Source organism: Paenibacillus antarcticus (genome assembly GCF_001637225.1).
Classification (GTDB): domain Bacteria; phylum Bacillota; class Bacilli; order Paenibacillales; family Paenibacillaceae; genus Paenibacillus_AQ; species Paenibacillus_AQ antarcticus.
Window position 1 is genome coordinate 168,578 of the sequence record NZ_LVJI01000002.1, and the last position, 20,544, is coordinate 189,121.

20 protein-coding genes and 1 other annotated feature are annotated in these 20,544 nt (G+C 38.5%); all 20 genes read left to right on the top strand.

The window, feature by feature from the left end; all coding sequences use genetic code 11:
• Window positions 1-8: 8 nt before the first annotated feature.
• The 20 genes from ureE (at window position 9) to PBAT_RS03750 (ending at window position 20,530) form a co-directional block, all read left to right on the top strand.
• Window positions 9-464 (top strand): urease accessory protein UreE, encoded by a 456-nt coding sequence (gene ureE / locus PBAT_RS03655; RefSeq protein WP_068646681.1) that lies wholly within the window; start codon window positions 9-11, stop codon window positions 462-464.
• Window positions 442-1,143 (top strand): urease accessory protein UreF, encoded by a 702-nt coding sequence (locus PBAT_RS03660; protein WP_248912400.1) that lies wholly within the window; start codon window positions 442-444, stop codon window positions 1,141-1,143. The genes ureE and PBAT_RS03660 overlap by 23 nt, the downstream gene beginning before the upstream one ends.
• Before the next feature lie 30 nt (window positions 1,144-1,173).
• Entirely contained in the window at window positions 1,174-1,785 is a 612-nt protein-coding gene (gene ureG / locus PBAT_RS03665; protein ID WP_068646683.1) for an urease accessory protein UreG, read from the top strand.
• 1 nt (window position 1,786) lies between these two features.
• Window positions 1,787-2,611: an urease accessory protein UreD gene (locus tag PBAT_RS03670; protein ID WP_068646685.1), complete on the top strand. Its 825-nt coding sequence runs from the start codon at window positions 1,787-1,789 to the stop codon at window positions 2,609-2,611.
• A gap of 352 nt (window positions 2,612-2,963) precedes the next feature.
• Complete coding sequence (locus PBAT_RS03675; protein ID WP_068646686.1) at window positions 2,964-3,311, top strand: DUF805 domain-containing protein; 348 nt, start codon at window positions 2,964-2,966, stop codon at window positions 3,309-3,311.
• Window positions 3,312-3,465: 154 nt separating this feature from the next.
• Window positions 3,466-8,034 (top strand): DUF2252 family protein, encoded by a 4,569-nt coding sequence (locus PBAT_RS03680; protein ID WP_068646688.1) that lies wholly within the window; start codon window positions 3,466-3,468, stop codon window positions 8,032-8,034.
• Between the two features lie 451 nt (window positions 8,035-8,485).
• Complete coding sequence (locus PBAT_RS03685; protein WP_068646690.1) at window positions 8,486-10,060, top strand: nucleotidyltransferase family protein; 1,575 nt, start codon at window positions 8,486-8,488, stop codon at window positions 10,058-10,060.
• A gap of 12 nt (window positions 10,061-10,072) precedes the next feature.
• Window positions 10,073-11,098: an ABC transporter ATP-binding protein gene (locus PBAT_RS03690; protein ID WP_068646693.1), complete on the top strand. Its 1,026-nt coding sequence runs from the start codon at window positions 10,073-10,075 to the stop codon at window positions 11,096-11,098.
• Window positions 11,099-11,100: 2 nt separating this feature from the next.
• Window positions 11,101-11,892, top strand: a complete 792-nt coding sequence (locus PBAT_RS03695) for an ABC transporter permease (protein WP_068646699.1) — start codon at window positions 11,101-11,103, stop codon at window positions 11,890-11,892.
• Window positions 11,893-11,918: 26 nt separating this feature from the next.
• Complete coding sequence (locus PBAT_RS03700) at window positions 11,919-12,710, top strand: ABC transporter permease (protein WP_068646701.1); 792 nt, start codon at window positions 11,919-11,921, stop codon at window positions 12,708-12,710.
• 95 nt (window positions 12,711-12,805) lie between these two features.
• Window positions 12,806-13,408, top strand: coding sequence for a hypothetical protein (locus tag PBAT_RS03705; RefSeq protein ID WP_068646703.1), 603 nt, complete (start codon window positions 12,806-12,808; stop codon window positions 13,406-13,408).
• A gap of 19 nt (window positions 13,409-13,427) precedes the next feature.
• On the top strand, window positions 13,428-13,757 hold the full coding sequence (locus PBAT_RS03710) for a MazG nucleotide pyrophosphohydrolase domain-containing protein (RefSeq protein ID WP_211267815.1): 330 nt from the start codon (window positions 13,428-13,430) through the stop codon (window positions 13,755-13,757).
• A complete protein-coding gene (locus PBAT_RS03715; RefSeq protein ID WP_068646707.1) occupies window positions 13,754-14,677 on the top strand; it encodes a hypothetical protein in 924 nt (307 codons plus the stop codon). The genes PBAT_RS03710 and PBAT_RS03715 overlap by 4 nt, the downstream gene beginning before the upstream one ends.
• Window positions 14,674-15,864, top strand: a complete 1,191-nt coding sequence (locus PBAT_RS03720) for a glycosyltransferase family 4 protein (protein ID WP_068646712.1) — start codon at window positions 14,674-14,676, stop codon at window positions 15,862-15,864. The genes PBAT_RS03715 and PBAT_RS03720 overlap by 4 nt, the downstream gene beginning before the upstream one ends.
• Complete coding sequence (hisG, locus tag PBAT_RS03725; protein WP_068646714.1) at window positions 15,857-16,486, top strand: ATP phosphoribosyltransferase; 630 nt, start codon at window positions 15,857-15,859, stop codon at window positions 16,484-16,486. Before PBAT_RS03720 ends, hisG begins: the two co-directional genes overlap by 8 nt.
• Entirely contained in the window at window positions 16,458-17,132 is a 675-nt protein-coding gene (locus PBAT_RS03730; protein WP_068646716.1) for an SDR family oxidoreductase, read from the top strand. Before hisG ends, PBAT_RS03730 begins: the two co-directional genes overlap by 29 nt.
• Before the next feature lie 20 nt (window positions 17,133-17,152).
• Window positions 17,153-18,190 (top strand): phosphoribosylformylglycinamidine cyclo-ligase, encoded by a 1,038-nt coding sequence (gene purM, locus PBAT_RS03735; protein WP_068646718.1) that lies wholly within the window; start codon window positions 17,153-17,155, stop codon window positions 18,188-18,190.
• 129 nt (window positions 18,191-18,319) lie between these two features.
• Window positions 18,320-18,542: a binding site (T-box leader), on the top strand.
• 89 nt (window positions 18,543-18,631) lie between these two features.
• On the top strand, window positions 18,632-19,894 hold the full coding sequence (gene tyrS / locus PBAT_RS03740) for a tyrosine--tRNA ligase (protein ID WP_068646832.1): 1,263 nt from the start codon (window positions 18,632-18,634) through the stop codon (window positions 19,892-19,894).
• Window positions 19,895-20,051: 157 nt separating this feature from the next.
• On the top strand, window positions 20,052-20,294 hold the full coding sequence (locus PBAT_RS03745) for a hypothetical protein (protein ID WP_068646720.1): 243 nt from the start codon (window positions 20,052-20,054) through the stop codon (window positions 20,292-20,294).
• Window positions 20,291-20,530 carry a hypothetical protein gene (locus PBAT_RS03750; protein WP_068646722.1) on the top strand — a complete coding sequence of 80 codons (240 nt, stop codon included), beginning with the start codon at window positions 20,291-20,293 and terminating at the stop codon, window positions 20,528-20,530. The genes PBAT_RS03745 and PBAT_RS03750 overlap by 4 nt, the downstream gene beginning before the upstream one ends.
• The last annotated feature ends 14 nt before the right edge of the window (window positions 20,531-20,544 follow it).

The window sequence follows — 20,544 nt, forward strand, 5'->3', positions numbered from 1 at the left end:
GAGCTAGCATGATTATTGAACAAATTGTAACTCACATTGGACAACTTGCCTCAACAGAGAGAGAGAATCGTCATTTGGAGAAAGTGTACTTGCCAAGTGATGATCTTGTTAAAAGAATTCAACGGGTCGTAACGGATCATGGTAGAGAATTGGGGATTTCTTTACGCCAACCTATCGATCTTAGCCATGGCGACGTCCTGTATATGGATAATGATAATCTCATTGTGGTCGAAGTTCTACCTGAAGATATTTTGGTAATTCACCCTCGTAGCATGAAAGAAATGGGGGATATCGCACATAAACTCGGCAATCGTCATTTACCTGCACAGTTTGAACGAGAACAGATGTTAGTTCAATATGATTATTTGGTTGAAGAGATGTTATCCCATTTGGGAATACCTCATACGCATGAGAAGAAGAAAGTGAGCCAGCCATTTCGACATGTTGGACACAGTCATGGATAGCTATCTGCTCTCTTTGTTACAGCTGTGTGATTCCAATTTACCAATTGGAGCATTCAGTCATTCATTCGGCCTGGAGACGTATATTCAGGATGAAAAAGTTGTGAATAAGCAAACTTTTGCAGCATGGCTGAAGATTTATGTTAGGGGACAACTCGTACATTCGGATGGCTTAGCCTGTAAGTTGACATATGAAGCAATGGTTAGATGCGAGTTAGATAAGATTTGGAATTTAGATCAGATGATAACGGTTCAAAGTTTTGCCCGTGAGACGAGGGAAGGGAACTATAGAATGGGTGAGCGAATGATACAGTTGGGTATGGAACTGTATGACATTCCAACACTTGCGTTGTATCAGGACAGGGTTAAGGCCAAACAGTCCTACGGACACCCCGCGATCACGTATGCAATCATTGCTCACCATCTTCAAATTCCGCAATCTACCGCTATTTTGTCTCATTTATATTCCTGTATTTCAAGTCTTGTTCAAAATGGAGTGCGTGGAATACCTCTGGGCCAGACGGATGGTCAACGTCTATTACAGGAAATTCAATATCACTTGTTAGAAGCGCAAAGATTAATAGAGGGACTCAGTGAAGATGATTTCGGGATCGTGTCCCCTGGTATTGAGTTGTCCCAGATGAGGCATGAGCAATTACATTTTCGACTGTTCATGTCATAACGTACGTGTTAATAAGTGAGGAGGATAATGATGAAACCCATTCGAATTGGAGTAGGCGGTCCGGTCGGATCCGGCAAGACGTTGCTCGTAGAAAGATTGACACGTTATATGTATCAAGATCATAGTATGGCTGTGATTACGAATGATATTTACACGAAGGAAGATGCTAAATTTCTAATTCATAATGGGATACTCCCTGCCGATCGTATTATCGGTGTTGAGACGGGTGGATGTCCTCATACGGCAATCCGAGAAGATGCCTCGATGAACTTTGCAGCCATTGAGGACTTGAGAGACCGACATCCAGATCTGGAGATCATATTTGTGGAAAGTGGTGGCGATAATTTGGCCGCAACCTTTAGCCCAGAACTCGTCGATTTCTCCATTTACATTATTGATGTGGCTCAAGGAGAGAAGATTCCTCGCAAGGGGGGACAAGGGATGATCAAATCAGATTTATTCATCATTAATAAAATCGACCTTGCTCCGTATGTTGGTGCTAGTCTTGAGGTCATGGAATCAGATACGCGCGTCTTCCGAGGCAATAAACCGTATATTTTTACGAATCTAAAAGATGACACCGGATTAGATAAAGTGCTGAAGTGGATGGATGACAATGTATTGTTAGCGGGCTTGAAGTAAGATGGACCATTGGACAGGGTTTCTACGACTCGCGGTTCAGAGGAAGAAAGAAACAACGATCGCCTCAGAAGTATTTCATCAAGGCGCATTGAAGGTGACCCCGGCCATTTACTTCGACGATCCGCAGCAACCTTGTTTCTATCTGATGAGTCTTGGTGGAGGTTATGTAGACGGTGATCGATATAAATTAGAGATTCACCTTGGGGAACAAGCTCAAATGTTACTCACTACCCAGTCTGCTACAAAGATTTTTAAAACAATCAACCATCCAGCCATTCAGGAAATGAATATCGTACTGGAAAGGGGTAGTTATCTGGAGTATATGCCCGATCCAGTCATTGCTTATGAACATGCTCAATATCAACAAAATACAATCGTGCACATGAACCCCGGATCTGTGATGATCTACGGGGATATTATCACTCCTGGATGGTCACCGGATGGGAACTGGTTTTGTTATCACACACTCCAGATCAAAACGCAGGTGTATCTAGAAGAGCAACTGGTTGTATTCGATCACTTGCAACTACGCCCTGCTAATGATCCGATGGCTGGCATCGGACTGCTTGAGGGATATACACATTTGGGGTCCATGATTGTTATTGGAGAACGAACCGACCCTGAACTGATGGAGAGATTGAGTGAGTCACTTAAATGTTGTAGTTCTGTTGCGCACATAGGTCTGTCCACATTGATGGTTCCGGGATTTTCATTGCGGGTGCTGGCTTATTCGACACAGGATATCGAAAAGATCTTTAGAAGTGTTCAGAAGCTTATTCGTGAGCACTGGTTTGGCAAACAGGTAACGTCATTTCGTAAGTATTAGACCTTGTGTCATTCTAACATGTATCCCTGCATAAGAATGAAGTACAAACACCCATGGGGAATAGCCTCCTATATGAAGTCACTGATCATTGGGATGATCTATGGACTTGCGGGAAGTACCGCAATGGTATTGCTTACTGAGGATGGGATGAATGCATGCTAAATGAATAATATGGGTTGATTAACCGAGGAGTCCTGTCATGGAGTTCTCGGTTTTTTGTTAGAATGAAAGGTGATATAGTATTCTATATAATTCCAATAAGTCTAATATTATGTATTCTTAATGTCGATATGAATGAAGGGAACCAATTTAAGAATAACTAATAAAATGATCTTATTGGGGGTGAACATAAATGGAATGGTATTTGAAAGTGTTAAAGAACTACGTAGGATTTGATGGCAGAGCAAGGCGCACAGAATATTGGATGTTTGCCCTAGTCAGTTTCATAATTTCCTTTGTACTTCTAATGCTTCAGTTCATCACAGATCTAAAGCCATTATTCACGACTCTCTACTCTTTGTTTATTTTATTACCGACTTTAGCTGTTACGGTTCGTAGACTACATGACACCGGGAGAAGTGGGTGGTGGTACTTCATTAGCTTTATTCCTCTTGTTGGCGGCATTATAATATTTGTATTCATGTGTCTAGACAGTGTGGAAGATAACGAATATGGTCCCAATCCTAAAGGGTTTAGCTAAGCTTGACCTAAGAGCCTCTCTCGATATTCGAGAGAGGCTTTTTTTATATGTAATTATCATGAAGATGAAGTTGTAATAGAATTTACATTGCGCAAATCTTCCCAATACACTTTTAACATAAGATTAGAATTACTATTATCATTGGAGGTTAAGCATGTCATATCTAGTAAGTAAGAGTTCTTGGATAAAGAAAATAACCGTGTCGCTAACCATCGCACTCGTATTAAATTCGTTTGCAGCTGTATTGGGACTGAACAATAAGATGGTTAATGCAGCAGAAGGTACATACAACAATGATAGTTTCGAACAATCAGATGCCTTAAGCGTTACGCCTCTAGAACCCTCATATATATCGGAAAGTATAGACGATAATATCGCCCAGACGGAACTATTGGAGCCACTTAGCGTTACAGACAACGTCTATGGCTATTTCAACCTAACCAGTCAAGTCGTTATCAGTAAAATATATGGTGGTGGAAGCCAGAATGAAAATGCACTCTATCAATATGATTTCATAGAGCTATACAATCCTACGGATGCACCTGTAGATGTAACGAATTGGTCGGTGCAGTATGCAGTAAGCTCTGCCAAAGCGGATGACAGCTCGTGGCAGGTTACTCCGCTAACAGGAACGATCCCGGCGAGAGGCCATTACTTAATTCAGGGGTCAGGGAAACCAGTTCTTACTGGTAAAGAACTACCGACACCAGATGCTATAGGAATGATAGATCTTGATAATAAAGATGGGAAAATAGCCTTAGTATCTGACGTAACACCAATAACGGTTGTGAATCCGACCAAACCAATGATCTCTTCATTTGTTGATTTTGTCGGATATGGTGCGGCTAAGAGCTTCTACGGGTTGGGTGCAGCTCCTGCGAACTCGGCTCAAAAAGGAATCGTACGTTACGCATTAGATCCTCTTGATCCGTCTTTAGTGACTAAGGCGAGCGCATTGACGGGAAGTGTAGGAGAATTGTATGGAAACAGTTGGAATACCCAAAACAACACAGAAGATTTCGAGCAAGCCGGTTCTTCAAGCTTAATTGTGCCTCGAAATTCCTCTTATCTTACCCCTATATCGGTAAGTGTGGATAACAGTATCAGAGTTCAGATGGACTCGCTGAATATGATAAGCGTTACTCATAATCACTTCGCTGTGGCTCTAACAACAGGGAAAGTGAAAGAAGGTTCACTCTCCGAGGATGATTATGTTGTTACTGGACTACCTTCTGGTATTCATGTAACTGGAGTGCTCGGAGATGTGGTAAACAATACAATCACGTTTACACTTGGTGGTACAGCCACTGTAGACGTGAACTCCGATGTTTCATTGCGTGTCATGATTAAGAAATCCGCCAATACACTTCGTTCTTATGACGATTCCGGAACTGTGAGTGGTATTACACTATATAGTAATACACCTAAAGTGAAGGGTGAGGTTACCTCTAATACGTTAAGTATGACTGAGCCTACGAAAGCCGCAGGATCTCTCACGATTCATTTAACTACGGGAACGGTGAAGAATGGGCCTCTGCTCGATACAGATTATACAATGACTGGATTACCAAGTGGATTGTCTATTCAAGCTAATGGGGACACGGCAACCAACTCGGTAACATTTACAATAAACGGTGCAACGCTCTCCCCTGTGACGGCAGCGATACCTTTAACAGTTACATTGAAAGCCTCAGCAGTAACAACAGGGGCTTCTCTTGACTCTGATCCAATGGATGGTGTGACGCTAGATCGGTATAAGAAGCCAGTGCAGGCTGATGAAGTTCGGAAAGCAACATTGACGCAGCGAATTAAGGAAGCTAATGCGTACTATAACAATCCGGATAACAAAAGCTATAAATATAGCTTAGATGGAATGGCGGGTTCCTCAGCAGCCTTTTACAGAGGATCTCCATATATGTACTATCAGGATCTAGGAAGCATCATTTCTCTTCCGAAGAGTTGGAAAGAACTTACCCATGTGAAGACGTGGATCGAAGGGGATGCCCATGTTGCGAATGTGGGATATTACGACGATAAATTCGGTAACATTGTGTTCGATCTGAATGACTATGATGGAGCATATATCGCACCCTTTTATCTAGATTTGCTACGGATGACGTCCAGCTTGTACTTGACTCGTGACGCAGAGAATCTATCGGCAACGGATGCTGAAATAAGAGACATGGCTTCCGTAATGTTAGAAGATTATATGAAGTCTCTGGAATCATTGGTGGGTAACAATAATAAGAATACTAACGTCTCGAAATTAGATATGAATCATGTGAGTGAAGGATTCACCAAAACATTAATGACTAAGCTTGAGAAGAAGACGCAACTGGATCATTTAATCAAGTGGACGGTACCGACTTCGGACAAGAAACATTCGACAGGTGTGCTTAATATCGATGGGAAATCGGATAAGTACCGTGCACCTACGGCTGCTGAAAGATCCGAAGTAGAATTGAATTGGCAACATTATGTCGGGACAATAACGCCGGATTTCGCTAAAGCTAGACTTGCAGAGAATGCTAATTATTTCACGATAAAAGATGTTGCTGTTCGTATCTATCAGGGGCTGGGTAGTATTGGTTCCCAAAGGTACAATGTGCTGATTGAAGGACCGACGGCAAGTCATGATGATGATATCATTCTTGACGTGAAACAAGCCTTCCAACCGGACATGTTTGATAATGCAGTTGAGGCACAAACAACCCCATATGGTACTTTCCCAGGGGGAGACGGAGCTAAAGTTAAGACGGCATATGAGAAGATGTCCTTAGATGCAGAAGGGTTCCTAGGATATTTTGAAAGTAAAAGGGGTTCTTTCTTCGTTCATAAAATATCGCTATATAAAGGTGACTATGAGGATGCACCTGGGGGGATATTCAAGACCAAAGAAAATCTAGCGGATTATGTGAGTTATATCTCTAAGGCATATGCTTATGCACACGCACGCTCGGCTGAATACAAGGATGATACGTTTGAAAGAAGCGTATTAGATCAAGTCTATAACGATGACCAGACATGGAACAATTTTCAGACGGAACTACTCAACCTTGGCGAAGAATATTATCAGCAGGTGAAGTCGGATTATACGCTGATGAAACAAGATATGCTCGATGGTAAATTAATCGATGTGTCGGTTCTGAACGGATTAACAATCAGTAATGGAAGCTTATCTCCTGAATTTGATGAGAACAAGCTGAACTATACGGCATCAGTAAGTAAAGACGTGGCATCAATTGATGTGAGTGCAACGGCATTAGACAATAAGGCGACAATCAAGATTAAGGGAGTTACTTATACAAGTGGGACACCGAAATCCATAACCTTGAGTACTGGAATTAATGTGATCGACGTAGTTGTGAGCGCTCAAGATGGAACAACGAACAGAACATATACCATCACAGTTACCCGACAAGGAGCAACGGGTGGCGGGAATGATGGGAATAACGGAAATAGTGGAAACAATGGAAACAATGGTTCTGGTTCAGTGACAACGACCAAACCGAAGGAAGAGCCGACTGTTGTTGAGCAGAATAAGAACACGGTGATTATTAATACCGCGAAGATTCAAGCCTTATTAGCTGAACTACAAGCAAGTGGGAACAAAGAGCAGAACCTAGTACTTAATCTGCCTAACACGAACAGTAGTGTTACAGACATCACTATGCAACTTCCACTCAAAGTGTTGGAAGAAGTATCAAAGGTAATGCCCAACGTCATCTTGACGTTTAATACTGGATTGGCAAGCTATCACCTTCCAATTCAGGCGATCGATTTCACAAGGTTATCGAAGGAACTTGGCGTTCCTACAGTATCAAGCACACTAACCATTCATGTCAGTCAAGTGACTGGACAGAAGGGGAATACTATTCAGGAGAGTCTGAAAGCAGCTGGTTTGAATGGCATAAGTATGCCTGTTGACTTTACTCTCCACGTAGAAGCGAATGGAAAGAAAGTTGAAGTTAACGATTTCGGCAATCACTATGTATCTAGAGTCATTCCATATGTATCGAATGAAAGACTGAACGAATTAGTAGTTGTTAGAATAAATGCAGATGGAACGGTATCTGTGATGCCGGCAACATTTGCGGGTGGTAAGGCAACTGTGTATAGCACGAGCAATAGTATCTATGTGGTAGCACATACACAATCGCGCACTTTCGCTGACATTTCCAACCATTGGGCGAAGTCGGAAATCGAGTTGCTTGCAGGTAAAAGAATCATTCAAGGAACATCGGCTCAGACGTTCTCGCCTGACGCAACGATGACAAGAGCAGAGTTCACTATGCTACTGTCCAGAGCATTTGTACTTAAGGAGACTGAAGCACTGGGAAGTTTCTCCGATGTTTCCACATCAGCATGGTACGCAGGGGCTGTAGATGCCGCGTATAAAGCAGGTATTATCACTGGATTTACAGACGGAGAATTTCATCCGGACCAAGCGGTGACCCGCGAACAAATGGCAGTTATGATCGTTAAAGCTGCTGAATTATCAGGGAAGCCACTTCATCCATCTAATACTTCAGACAATGCTAACGCATTCAAGGATGCTAGCCGGATTAGTGCGTGGGCACAAGATGCTGTGGAAGCGACCCATCAAGCCGGAATTATTAATGGGGATGGTCATGGTAACTTCTCACCAACAGTTGCTGTTACACGGGCACAGGCTGCGGTGATGTTTAAACAACTGTTAGAAGTGGTCCAGTTTATGAATTAAATAAAGTAATGCAAATAACCCCCGCCTTCAGCTTTTTGGAAGCGGGGGTTATTTGTAGAATCAACAATGGATAACTGGAAATAGAATTAAAATGAGTATCTATGATCTAAGTGCGGTCATAGTTTGGAGGGGCGGAGTACATTTCAGAAATGAATAATGGATAGTTTAACAAGGATCAAGCTGCTCATTTGGATTTCCAAATTTTTTTAATTGAAATTCTAATTATTATGTTGAAAAGTATCGTTTTTCGTTGTTTAGGCAACTTGTAAGGAAGAATAAATCTAATTTATAATAATAAAAATTACTTTTTTTTACTTTAAATAATATTTTTATGTATTTATATTTTTTAAAGTTATAAATACATTAATTACCTTATTTTAAAAATAAAAGGTTAAAGGGTCGGTTTATCGCAATGAACAAAATGTATAGATAAGTAAATGGGGGATGAATGATGGGGGAATTAAACAGAGAACAAAATATTTTAATACAAATTGCAAGAAATTATCTAGAAGGGGGGAAGCAGGCAACATTCGAAAAATTCGATTTTTTAGATATAGATTGGAGTATTCTATATGATCTAATGATTGAACAAAAAATGTTTCCCCTCGTTTATAACATATTATGCGATTCTATTCCTTTGTCTTATCGAGAATCGTATCAAGAAACAAGCGACTCTATGAAAAATATGAATTATTTAATCTTCGAAGAAATAAGAACGCTTTCACAACGAGAAGATGTTGAAGAAATGCTGTTTATTAAAGGGGCTATTCTTTCCCAGTTACTTTATGATGATCCCTTTATTCGTACATCAGGTGATATTGATACCTTAATACGTGAAGCTAGCTTGGAACAAATTGATAAGTTACTTAAAGATGAAGGCTATTTCCAGGCTTGTGGGAAGGATGGCGTCTATGCTTCCGATTATGATAATTTGGAAATATTGCCCTATCCTATATTGAAAGATTATAGGCATCATGAATATTTTGAGTACTACAAGCAGTCGGGAACTGATTACGTGATATTGGAACTTCAACGATATATTCATAACACAATTACTTCTGAACATATAGATCGCTTTTTAGATTCAAGCAGACTACTAATGGTCAATGGTGTTAAGGTCCGGACTTTGGATACTGACCATACGTTATTGTACCTTATTGAAAGTTTACATACTGATGCTAATTGGTACTACCGAGGTCCTAAGTTAAACAAATACTTAGAACTAGCTTTATTTATTAGAAAATATGAAAAAACCATTGATTGGGAAAGGGTATTACATAAATCAGATGAATTTCAGATGACCGACATTGTTCATGATATTTTCAATGATTTAAATGAGCTTTTTCATTCACTTATCTCACAATCGAGAGTTGACCAATATAAATATTCTAAAAGGAATAAGTCACTTTCACTAATATGGGAGACTCATCTAGTCGAACGTTTGTTTCAAAGTGACGAAGATCGTATGAAAGAAATATATAAAAATTTAAAAAGAATATGCTACAGTACTGAGTCATTGAATCACGCTGTTAAATTAGATAATTATAATGAACAAGATCTAAATTACAGCCAATCGGACCATTATTTATATGTTCCAAACGATAAATACGATTATGTGCTAACCTATTTACCCACAGTTGATTCAACAAACTTAACTTTTGCGTTTTATTTGCCAATTGAACTGGTGCAGTCCTCCTATGACTGGGAAGTGATATTTAACACCATAGATCCCTGTATTGAAAGCAGTATTCTAGATTGGCATACGTTTTCCTTTGCTAAGCAAGAGGGAGAGATCCAAATTAACGTAAGCGGTTGTGGCAGTGTTGAACGCGTTGGTGATTCAGAGATACGTATTCAAATTCCTCTATCTGAATTCAATTCATCTTCTATAGAACTGGCACTTGCATATAAAATTATTTTAAGAGAGCGTATATATGGAAATATATACCATACATTGAACTCGGATGGTTATATGGACAACAGATTCTGGCTATCTCCATCATTAATTCAAGTATCCGTTAGATAAGGAGTGGTATAGATGATTCGCGTGGAAGGAATCTCGAAAGAATACAAACAATTTGCACGATCAACAGGTGTCATTGGATCGATGAGAAATCTATTTTCAAGAGAACATACACTACTAAAGGCCGTAAATGAAATATCCTTTTCAATAGAAAAGGGTGAGGCAGTCGGATATTTGGGGCCTAATGGTGCAGGGAAATCAACAATGATCAAAATGCTAACTGGCATTTTAGTTCCAACATCTGGAATGGTTACAGTTAATAACCTTGTTCCACACAAACATCGTAAAGAAATCGCCAAAAAGGTAGGTATTGTATTCGGCCAACGGAGCCAACTGTGGTGGGACCTTCCCGTACAAGATTCGTTTGATCTTCATAAACGAATTTATAATATTCATGATACCGACTATCGAACAAATATGAATATATTCCTGGAATTATTGAATTTAAAAGAGTTCATCACACAACCTGTAAGGCAATTAAGCCTTGGTCAGCGCATGAGAGCAGAGATTGGTCTAGCACTTCTACATAATCCGGATATTCTTTTCTTAGATGAACCAACGATTGGTTTAGATGTTATAGCCAAGGATAATATTAGATCTTTCATCAAGCAGATGAATCGTGAACATAAAGTATCCGTTCTATTGACCACACATGATCTGAAGGATATTGAAGAAATATGCCCAAGGATGCTGATTGTGAACAAAGGTGAACTTATCTTTGATGGAACCGTTGATCAATTAAAGTCGAACCTTTCACCAGGGAAACTAATTACGATTGAATTCGAATCTAATCCTGGAAATGAAGTTGAGTTAGCAAATGCTGATCTAATTGCTGATCATGGCATCAGGAAGACTTTTAAAATTGATAAAGGATTGGACTCTGCTATTGATTTTGTCAAACGTGTGTCTAAGCGTTACCCAATTAAAGACTTCAGTCTTGAGGATTCTGATATTGAGGATATCATTCGCATGTACTACCGAAGTCTGGATAACGATAATAACATTGGAATCGCCAACCAAGAGAAAATGAGTGTGATTTAGATATGATGAGAGCCTATTACGCAATCACATGTAAAGCATTTTTCCGCAATACGGCTTATCGTTCAGAAGTCTGGTTACGAATTTTTGGCAACATTTCAATCGTATTCATTCAGATTTCAATATGGAGAGCCTTACTCGGAACTGGCTCGTTGAATGGTATTAATATAGAAGCCATGATTACCTATTCGCTTATCAATGCATCTGTTTCTATGATGTTAATGAACAAGGTTATTTATGTTGTGGATGATAAATTGAAGACAGGCAATATTATTTCGGATCTATTGAAACCGATTAGTTATCCGTTGCTCTTGTTTTATGACGAACTAGGTAATGTTGTATTTCAAATCATGTTCACCGTGGTTCCGACGATATTCATTGCATGGCTGATATTTGGTTTCAGCTTTCCCACAGAGCCTTATACCATTGTGGCATTTGTAATAAGTCTATTGATCGCGTTAGCCATTTCTTTCTTGTTAGGCTATTTAATAGCACTGGTGTCGTTCTGGTTTCTGACAACATTCGCCTTGGATTGGATGGTTGCGGCATTGATAACGGTATTCTCAGGGTCATTTCTTCCATTATGGTTCTTTTCAGCGGAATGGAGATTTATTGCTGATATGCTCCCATTTCAATTCTTAGGGTTTGTACCTGCAGCAATATATATGGGGAAGATGGATGCAAGTGAAATCTTGTGGATGATCATGAAGGGAAGTGTGTGGATTCTGATACTTTGGCTTGCAACCCAGTTGCTCTGGAGCAGGGCTATCAAAAGGCTAGTGGTACAAGGTGGTTAATGGAAAATAGCTAAGGGTGGGATTCCATGAATATACGTTTATTTTCATATTTTGTTACATTAATCATTAAATCTCGCATGGAATATCGGGGCGCATTTATCATTGGTGCAGTTGGCCAGATCACAGGTTATGCAGCTAATTATCTCGTTATTTGGCTACTTCTACAAAACTTCGATACCATTAATGGCTGGAGTTGGACAGAAATTGCTTTCTTGTACAGCTTAAATATACTGACCTATGCCATAGGAGCATCATTTACATACACACCGATGGTGAGTTTAGATCAGACGATCATTAATGGTGATTTCGATAAGTATCTAACGAAACCACTATCTCCATTTACGTACTACTTAGCGAACTTATTCAACATCGGATATATCGCTCACATTGTTATATCATTACTTGTCCTTCTTTGGTCGATCACGCAAGTGGATATGAACTGGACGGCTATTAAGTTAATCTATCTTGTTCTTGCGATTATAAGTGGTTCTTTCCTACAAGCAGCAGGGTTAGTAGTGATTGGTTCTTTATCCTTTATTTTTCTACGTGTAAGATATTTGTTCGAGATTTTCTTTAAACTGAAGGAATTTATTGCCTATCCGATTTCAATATACGGAACCCTACTGCAAATGGTTCTAACCTGGATTATTCCTCTTGCTATGATTAATTATTATCCAAGCATATATCTGTTTGATGATAGTGTACTAACCAATAAGATCCTTGGTGTCGTGGCACTTGTTATTGGTCCCTTAGGATTCTATATGTCCTATAAGTTGTGGATGTATGGAGCAAATAAATATCAGGGGGCAGGCGGTTAGATTCAGATGGACTTTTCGTAAATAGGGATATGCCAAGAAAAGGATGACATCGTGAACACTAATATAGGTCAATTCTAGGAATAGGGGTGATGTGAATGATTATTTATCAACCAGAAGATGAACTTTTAGAACTAGATGAATTAAATCCTGTAGAGAAGTATAAGAGACTCCGTACTCAGTTAATTAAACCCCAAAGGGAATTACAATTTGAAGAATCAGAGCTGGATGTAGGGGAACTATCACTAATCGCTTTATATGTAATTGATAAAGTGATCAAAAAAGAGCTGGATGTGAAATACAACTATTACATTCAAGATGATATGTCAGTGAAGTTTTTATTGAACAATAATTTAGGTTATGAACTTCAATCAAAACAGTTCCTAAAGTATCTTATACGAGTGGACGATGCAAAACTTATTTATCGATTTACTTGTGCTAAAAAGTTTGAGGTAAATAATGAAAGAACGAAACAACTACGCATTAACAGTTGGGGAAGACAATATATTGATGACCAGCATCTCTTAAATAAATATAGCAACGATGTGGAAAAGATGACGCTATGTTTTTCAAACTATTTGAAAGAGAACCGAAGTATCTACGTAGAACTAACCGAATTATTACTACAACCAATTACAAGTTCTATAAGTTATGACATCACCCAAAGAAACCAATTTTTAGATATTAAACTATTATCTTAATGATAAGGGGATGGAATATATGGAGAATTGTATTTCAGAAGAGCTAGTGATATCAGTAGATCACATTCAAGAAAGGTTTAATCAAGTTTATGGGAGATATGATTTAAATAAATCAATGATTTGGATGGTTGAAGAATTAGGAGAGGTAGTATCAGCGATTCGGAAGGGGAAAACGAAAGAAGAAATTCAAGGAGAACTTGGTGATTTAATGGCTTGGATATTTTGTTTAGGAAATATTCTTGACATTAACATATCACAAGCACTTACCTCAACTTTTGAAAAAGAAGTAAACAGGCAGTTCAAAGTATATGGCGATTTAAAATATGTGAAAAAAATTGATACAGTATGAAATATCAAAGATCTATAGTTATACCCATGGGGGAAATTCTAATCATCTCTGAGCGCCCGGAGTTCCTTTTACAGACGGTCATCGGTAACAATAATTATTCCGAATTATTAACAAGTGATAAATTTACAATTATCACTACGGATGATGATCAATTTTTTAATGAAAACCAGGCAACATACAGGGAAGAAATGATTTATAAGGGGATATATTTAGGACATCATATTGGACCTCCACTTAAAGTATCAATATCAGAAACTGAGATGAGGATTTGCATAAAAGATATAGATGTAGTCGTATATAATAAATTTTTTTGGAACTTTGTTTTTAAATATATATTAACTGTGATGTCTTTAAAACACCGTTCTTTGCATGTTAAAGGTACGACATTAATACGTAATAACAAGGCTTATTTATTAGTTGGTCGAGGTAAAGCGGGGAAGACAACGTTAGCTCACAGTCTTCAAACGAAAGGGTTTACGTGTACTGGAAACACGCATGCCATTATTAGGGACAACCATATTTGGTCTCTTAACACATGGGTACGCTCTAGGGATCAAGTGGGGATTGAAAGTTATTTTCTAAATGAGTCTTCTATCGTACAAGATGCGTATTTTGAAAACATAATAGTTGTAGATCATAACAGAGATGGAAAGTTAATAACTCGAATATTGGATGCAGATACGGCTAAAGCGTTTGTAACAAACTTTTGTGCTGCAGTAGGAAATTATGATTTAAAGGAGGACGTTGTGGACTATCGGAAACAGGTAAGTTTTGAAGAGACTTATAGGTATATTATTAGTGAACAAAAACTAGTTGATGAACTGATAAGTAAACAGTTAATTTATTTATCAGCTGATGTGAGTAATGCAGGTTGTCTTAATCAAGTCTACGATTTCTTTGAACAGAGTACCATTATATGAGAATAGCTATAGTACCTTCAGCTGATCTGTCGTACAACTCTGGAAGTATAATTTATGCGAAAAATTTATTTAAATATCTCCGCACTAACGGTCACCAAGCGTTTCTATTAGGGAGCAAGAAGCCAACAGATATTCCTGAGTATTTAATGCCATACATTATCATTAATCCTTTATTGTTAGAGCATCCCATTATTGATGATAGGAAGGTTTCTTCACTTGAGTATAGTATGTCTCTTTCAACGGTAGTTAATTATTTATTAGAGCTTAAGAAAGAGTATGGATTAGATATAATACATGCTCACTATGGATCTTTTAATAGTTATGGTGCTTATATGGTGCATGAGTGGGAAGGAGTCCCCTACGTTATTTCGAGTTTTGGTAGGGATATGAATATTGGTTATACTAGCGACCACAGAATAAAATGGTTTATTGATCAGAGCTTACCTAAGGCAAGCAGGATTATCGTAGCAGATAACGATCTTAGAAAGAGTATTTGTTCCGTTAGTAATGACAATACGATCAATGAACGTATTGTTGAGATACCTATGCCACTTGATCAATGCATTTTTGAGTTTGAAAGAGGTAATATTCCTAGAAATGAACCTATTATTGCTACGATTAATTCCTGTTTTAGTCCAGAAAAAGGAATTGAAACGATACTTATAGCTTTTTCAAAGGTTATAAAAAATTATCCTGCTCGATTAATTATTGCAGGGACAGATGATCATCCTGAGCAAGTTCATCTTAAATATCTTCACAATCTTGTAATAGAGCTAGAGATAGAGGGATGTACTGAATTTGTAGGTTACTTGCCTAGGTCAGAGGTAGGCTCTTTACTACAGACTGCTGATGTGTTGGTAGATGCTCGTACCAAGGGTAATTTTAGTTCTGTATTATTAGAATCCATGTTCTTAAATACCCCTGTTATAGCATCAGATACCGAGGCAGCACGTAAGATTGTTACGGATGGTTACAACGGCTCTTTATTTAATTCTAATGATGTACAAGGTTTGGAAAGGCAATTGATAAGGGGGCTTAAAGACCCGTTGGTCTGGAATGAAATGAAACACAACATTCAAGAGTGGGTCGACACATTTGGAAGTGTATATAAAGATGAACATTGTTTTTATCAAGTATTGGAACTTTTTGAACAAGTACTGACTAAGGAGGGATCATCAATTGATTAGAATTGGGTTACCAAAAGGTGTTGTAAAGAGTAAATCAGTTTCATTAATAGAGAGTTATGTTGGTGGAAAGGTGAACGCTGATAGATTGCATTTTTCGGTTGAAGAGAATATGGATATCTATTTATTGAAACATCGCGATATACCGATGATGATCAATAAAGGTATTTTAGATTTTGGAATTACATCAAGTGAATGGATTAACGAAGGTAATTATGATATTAAGATTTATAAAGAGCTTGATTGGTGTGATACAAGAATTAGTCTATTAAGTCAGAAGAATAGACCAGTCTTATCGAAAGTAGGTTCTTTTACTTGCGTGACAGAATTTCCGAATACTGCTGTTAAATATTTTCAAACCATAGGTCGTAATGATGTGAATATTCAACATGTAAACGGATCAACGGAAGGTTTTGTTCCTACGATTTTCGATTGTTGTGTGGATTGTGTGGAAACAGGTCACACGCTTCAAACTCATAATTTACAAGAAGAGTATGTGATGCATCAATCCAAGATCGTTGTAGTGGGACGGAGACAGGTAGATCGCAGGGTATCAGAAGAAATAGACAGATTCCTAGAAAGGTTGGAGATGAATTATGAAATCCATTCTGTTAACGGGATGTAGCAAAGGTATTGGAAAAGCTGTTTTAGACAAGTTAATTGAGTTAGAAAAGTATAGAGTATACGCACTTAGTAAAAATGTTCATTCGATAGATTTGAGTGTTCCTAATGTACATGTATATCCTTGTGATTTAGCGAATGCCAATGAGACGGAAGAAGTGGCTAAGAAGATCATAGAGGATTCAGGAGGAATAGACATTTTGGTGAATAATGCAGGTATTGGGCTATTTAAAAAGGTGGAGGACATATCGCTTAAGGAGTGGTCAGAGGTGCTTGCTATTAATCTTACAGCAACCTTTATTCTCACAAAAACGGTAATGTCCAAAATGAAAGAAAATAACAGCGGAAAAATAATTAACATTACTTCGGATGCAGATCATATCGGGTTTGCAGAAGGCTCGCTATATTGCGCCTCAAAATTTGCTGTAAGAGGATTCGCAGATTCAATCCGAGACGAATTAAAAGGAACGGGTATATCGGTAACAACGATTGGACCTGGTCGAGTTGATACATACTTTAATGGAAAAAAACCAGGAGATCGACCTATATCATTACAAGCTTCACAAGTTGCTGCACAAGTTGTACATGTGATCTCAATGGAAGATACTTGCGGAATTGAGAGAATTTATTTAAAATCTACATTAGAATGAAATTAATGGAGGTTATGACAATGAGTGAGAAACTTTCCTATGCACAGGTGGGAGTAGACATCGATAACGCTGATGCCACGAAGAAAGATATGCAGAAAAGTTTGGAAACAACTGATTCTAGAGTGTTAAATAAATCAGGGGCATTTGCAGCGTTATTTGAAGCGAAATTTGATGGAATTGACAATCCAGTACTTGTACTGAAGGCAGAAGAACCAGGTTCAAAGCAGCTATTATCCTTTCGCCATAATAAAGTCAGTAATATTTGCTATGACTTAATTAATCACTTGGTAAATGACATCATTGTCATGGGAGCAAGACCCGAAGTTGTTCTTGATATTATACTCTGTGGCAAGATTGAGAAAGAAATCGTAGTTGAAGTAGTAGAAGCCATATCTAATGCATGTCGTGCGCAAGATTGTGTGCTTATAGGTGGAGAAACTTCTGAGCAACCGAAGGTGTTACCAGAAGGAAGCTATATGCTTAATGCAAGTATACTTGGGGTAGTAGATAAACATAAGATTATAGATGGTACAAAGATTGCTAAGGGTGATGTTATCATTGCTCTTGCATCCAATGGGTTACATACAAACGGATATACATTGGTAAGAACACTGATGGATACAATGCCTCAAATTCTAGACGAGAAGGTTCAAGAAGATTCATTTTTAGATGCGATTCTAACCCCACATCGGTGTTATTACCAAAACTTAAAGGAATTGTTTCCGACAGATGTAATTAATGGGTTAGCTCACATTACTGGCGGAGGGATTAAGGGCAATTTAAATCGTATACTTCCTGCGGGCGTAAATGCAAGAATTGAGTTAGACAAAATGAAGATCCATCCCCTTTTTGAAATCATAAAAAGATATGGGAATGTCGATGATGAGGAAATGCTAAAAACATTTAATATGGGAGTTGGAATTACACTTGTTGCCCATTCAGAAGACGCGTCACAAATTATAGAACATTTGAAGTTAACAGGTTGTGATGCATATATTATCGGTGAGATTGTTGATGGAGAACAGTGTGTGGAATATATAAATGAATTAAATTATTAATTTTTATGGTGGTTATTGTGTTGGCTGTAACGGGTGTTATTACTCAAAATAAAGCTTATTTCTTAAATGATGTAGATCCTGAATTGACAACGGTCGTGTCATTCTCTATACTGATTTTAATCTAATATACGGTATACGTTGAAGGAATAAGTAGCACACTGTCACTGTTAATCAGAAAGCTAGGGGTCGATGCGACCTAGCACAAACAGTCTTGCGAATTACACTCTGGAGTATCTTAGGTAACACTAAGCGGACTAGCCAACGATATGATGGCTATGAGTGGTATGAATAGTAGTGTGTAATGCTATTTATGCAATTTGGGTGGTAACACGGTTATTCAATCGTCCCTATGTCTATTGTAGACATAGGGGCGTTTTTTGCGTATGCATTGGGGATGGATCAAGACTAACATTTTAAAGGGGATGGATGATCATGAGTAACATGAATATTATTGATGAGTTAGAATGGCGCGACGCGATTAACCAACAGACAGATGCAGAAGGATTACGTGAATTAGTTAGTAATAAGAAGATTGCATTGTACTGTGGTGTCGATCCGACCGGGGATAGTATGCATATTGGACATTTAATTCCATTCATGGTGTTGAAGCGATTCCAAGCATACGGACATCTACCAGTTATCTTAATTGGTGGAGCGACAGGTACGATTGGGGATCCGAGCGGGCGTTCATCCGAACGTCAATTACAGACTTTAGAGCAAGTACAAGACAATGTGAACGCACTAACAGCGCAAATGAAGAAGTTATTCGTTACAGATAACGATGCACAACTGAAAATGGTGAACAACTATGATTGGACGCATTCATTGAACGTGATCGACTTCTTACGTGACTACGGGAAGAACTTCAGTATCAATTCGATGCTTGCTAAGGACGTTGTATCCAGTCGTCTAGATAGTGGGATTTCATTCACTGAATTCACGTACCAGATTCTCCAGTCCATGGACTTCCATCATCTATTTGCTGAAGAAGGTGTTCAATTACAAATTGGTGGATCGGATCAATGGGGTAATATCACAAGTGGCCTAGACCTGATTCGTAAAAAAGAAGGATCAGAAGCGACAGCATTCGGATTAACCATCCCACTTATGTTGAAGTCCGATGGAACGAAGTTCGGCAAATCTGCGGGTGGTGCAATCTGGCTAGATCCTGAGAAGACATCACCTTATGAATTCTACCAATTCTGGTTGAACCAAGATGACCGTGATGTCGTTAAATACTTGAAATACTTCACATTCTTGAACCAAGAAGAAATTTCAGAATTAGAGAATAAGGTAACGACAGACCCAGGTAAACGTGAAGCACAGCGCGTACTTGCCGAAGAGATGACCAAATTCGTTCATAGTGAAGATGCCTTAACACAAGCTATTAAAATCTCAGCAGCCCTATTCAGCGGAGACATTAAATCCTTAACAGCTGACGAAATCGAACAAGGATTCAAAGAAATGCCTACGTTCGAAGCTACCAAAGAGACTAAGAATTTGGTGGACTGGTTGGTTGAGCTAGGTATTGAACCATCTAAGCGTCAGGCGAGAGAAGATATTACGAATGGAGCGATCTCCATGAATGGTGAGAAAGTAGTCGATGTAAACACAGAAGTGTCTGCGGACCAATCATTCGATGGTCGGTTTATCATTATTCGTAAAGGTAAGAAGAAATATAGCTTGATTAGATTAGTGGACTAAGTAATATTTTGTTCGCGAGTATGATCCACATAGATGTACTACAAATAAACCGATGAATCCATGATATGGGTTTCTCGGTTTTACTTTATATGCACATTTGCGAATAGTATTTAAAAGCTTATAATAAAGGTAATATTACGACGGGAGGTAGGAACAAATGAAGCTCGTCAAACTTGAGAATGAAGAACTATCAAGTGCTCTAACACAGGGAGAAGCTTATATTCAGGTAGGTAAACGGAAGTTTATGCTGTTTGAGATAGAGGAAGTTGCGCAATCTGCTTTCTACGATGTTACTGATCCTGAAGAAGAACAGCTTATATTAGAGGCGGTTAATGGTAATAACCCGTCCTTGTCAAAGGAAGAAGTATTGGAGCAGTTAGCTCGACATAAGAAACGATGAATATCATCTGGAAGCAGACAGCATTACAGTCATTGATCCAGCTGGATATGTGGAGAGAAGACAACGGTTGGTCAGCAATTGGTGAACATTTGGTGGAAGTCATTGAGAATTATTTTGTTAAACAAGAGATGTCTATATATATTCCTGGGAAAGTAGTGGCGATAAAAGGGGTTCCAATTCATATGAGAATGGTACTTATTTCACCAGGTAAATCAGAACCATATAAAGTGTTTTAACGTTATGATAAACA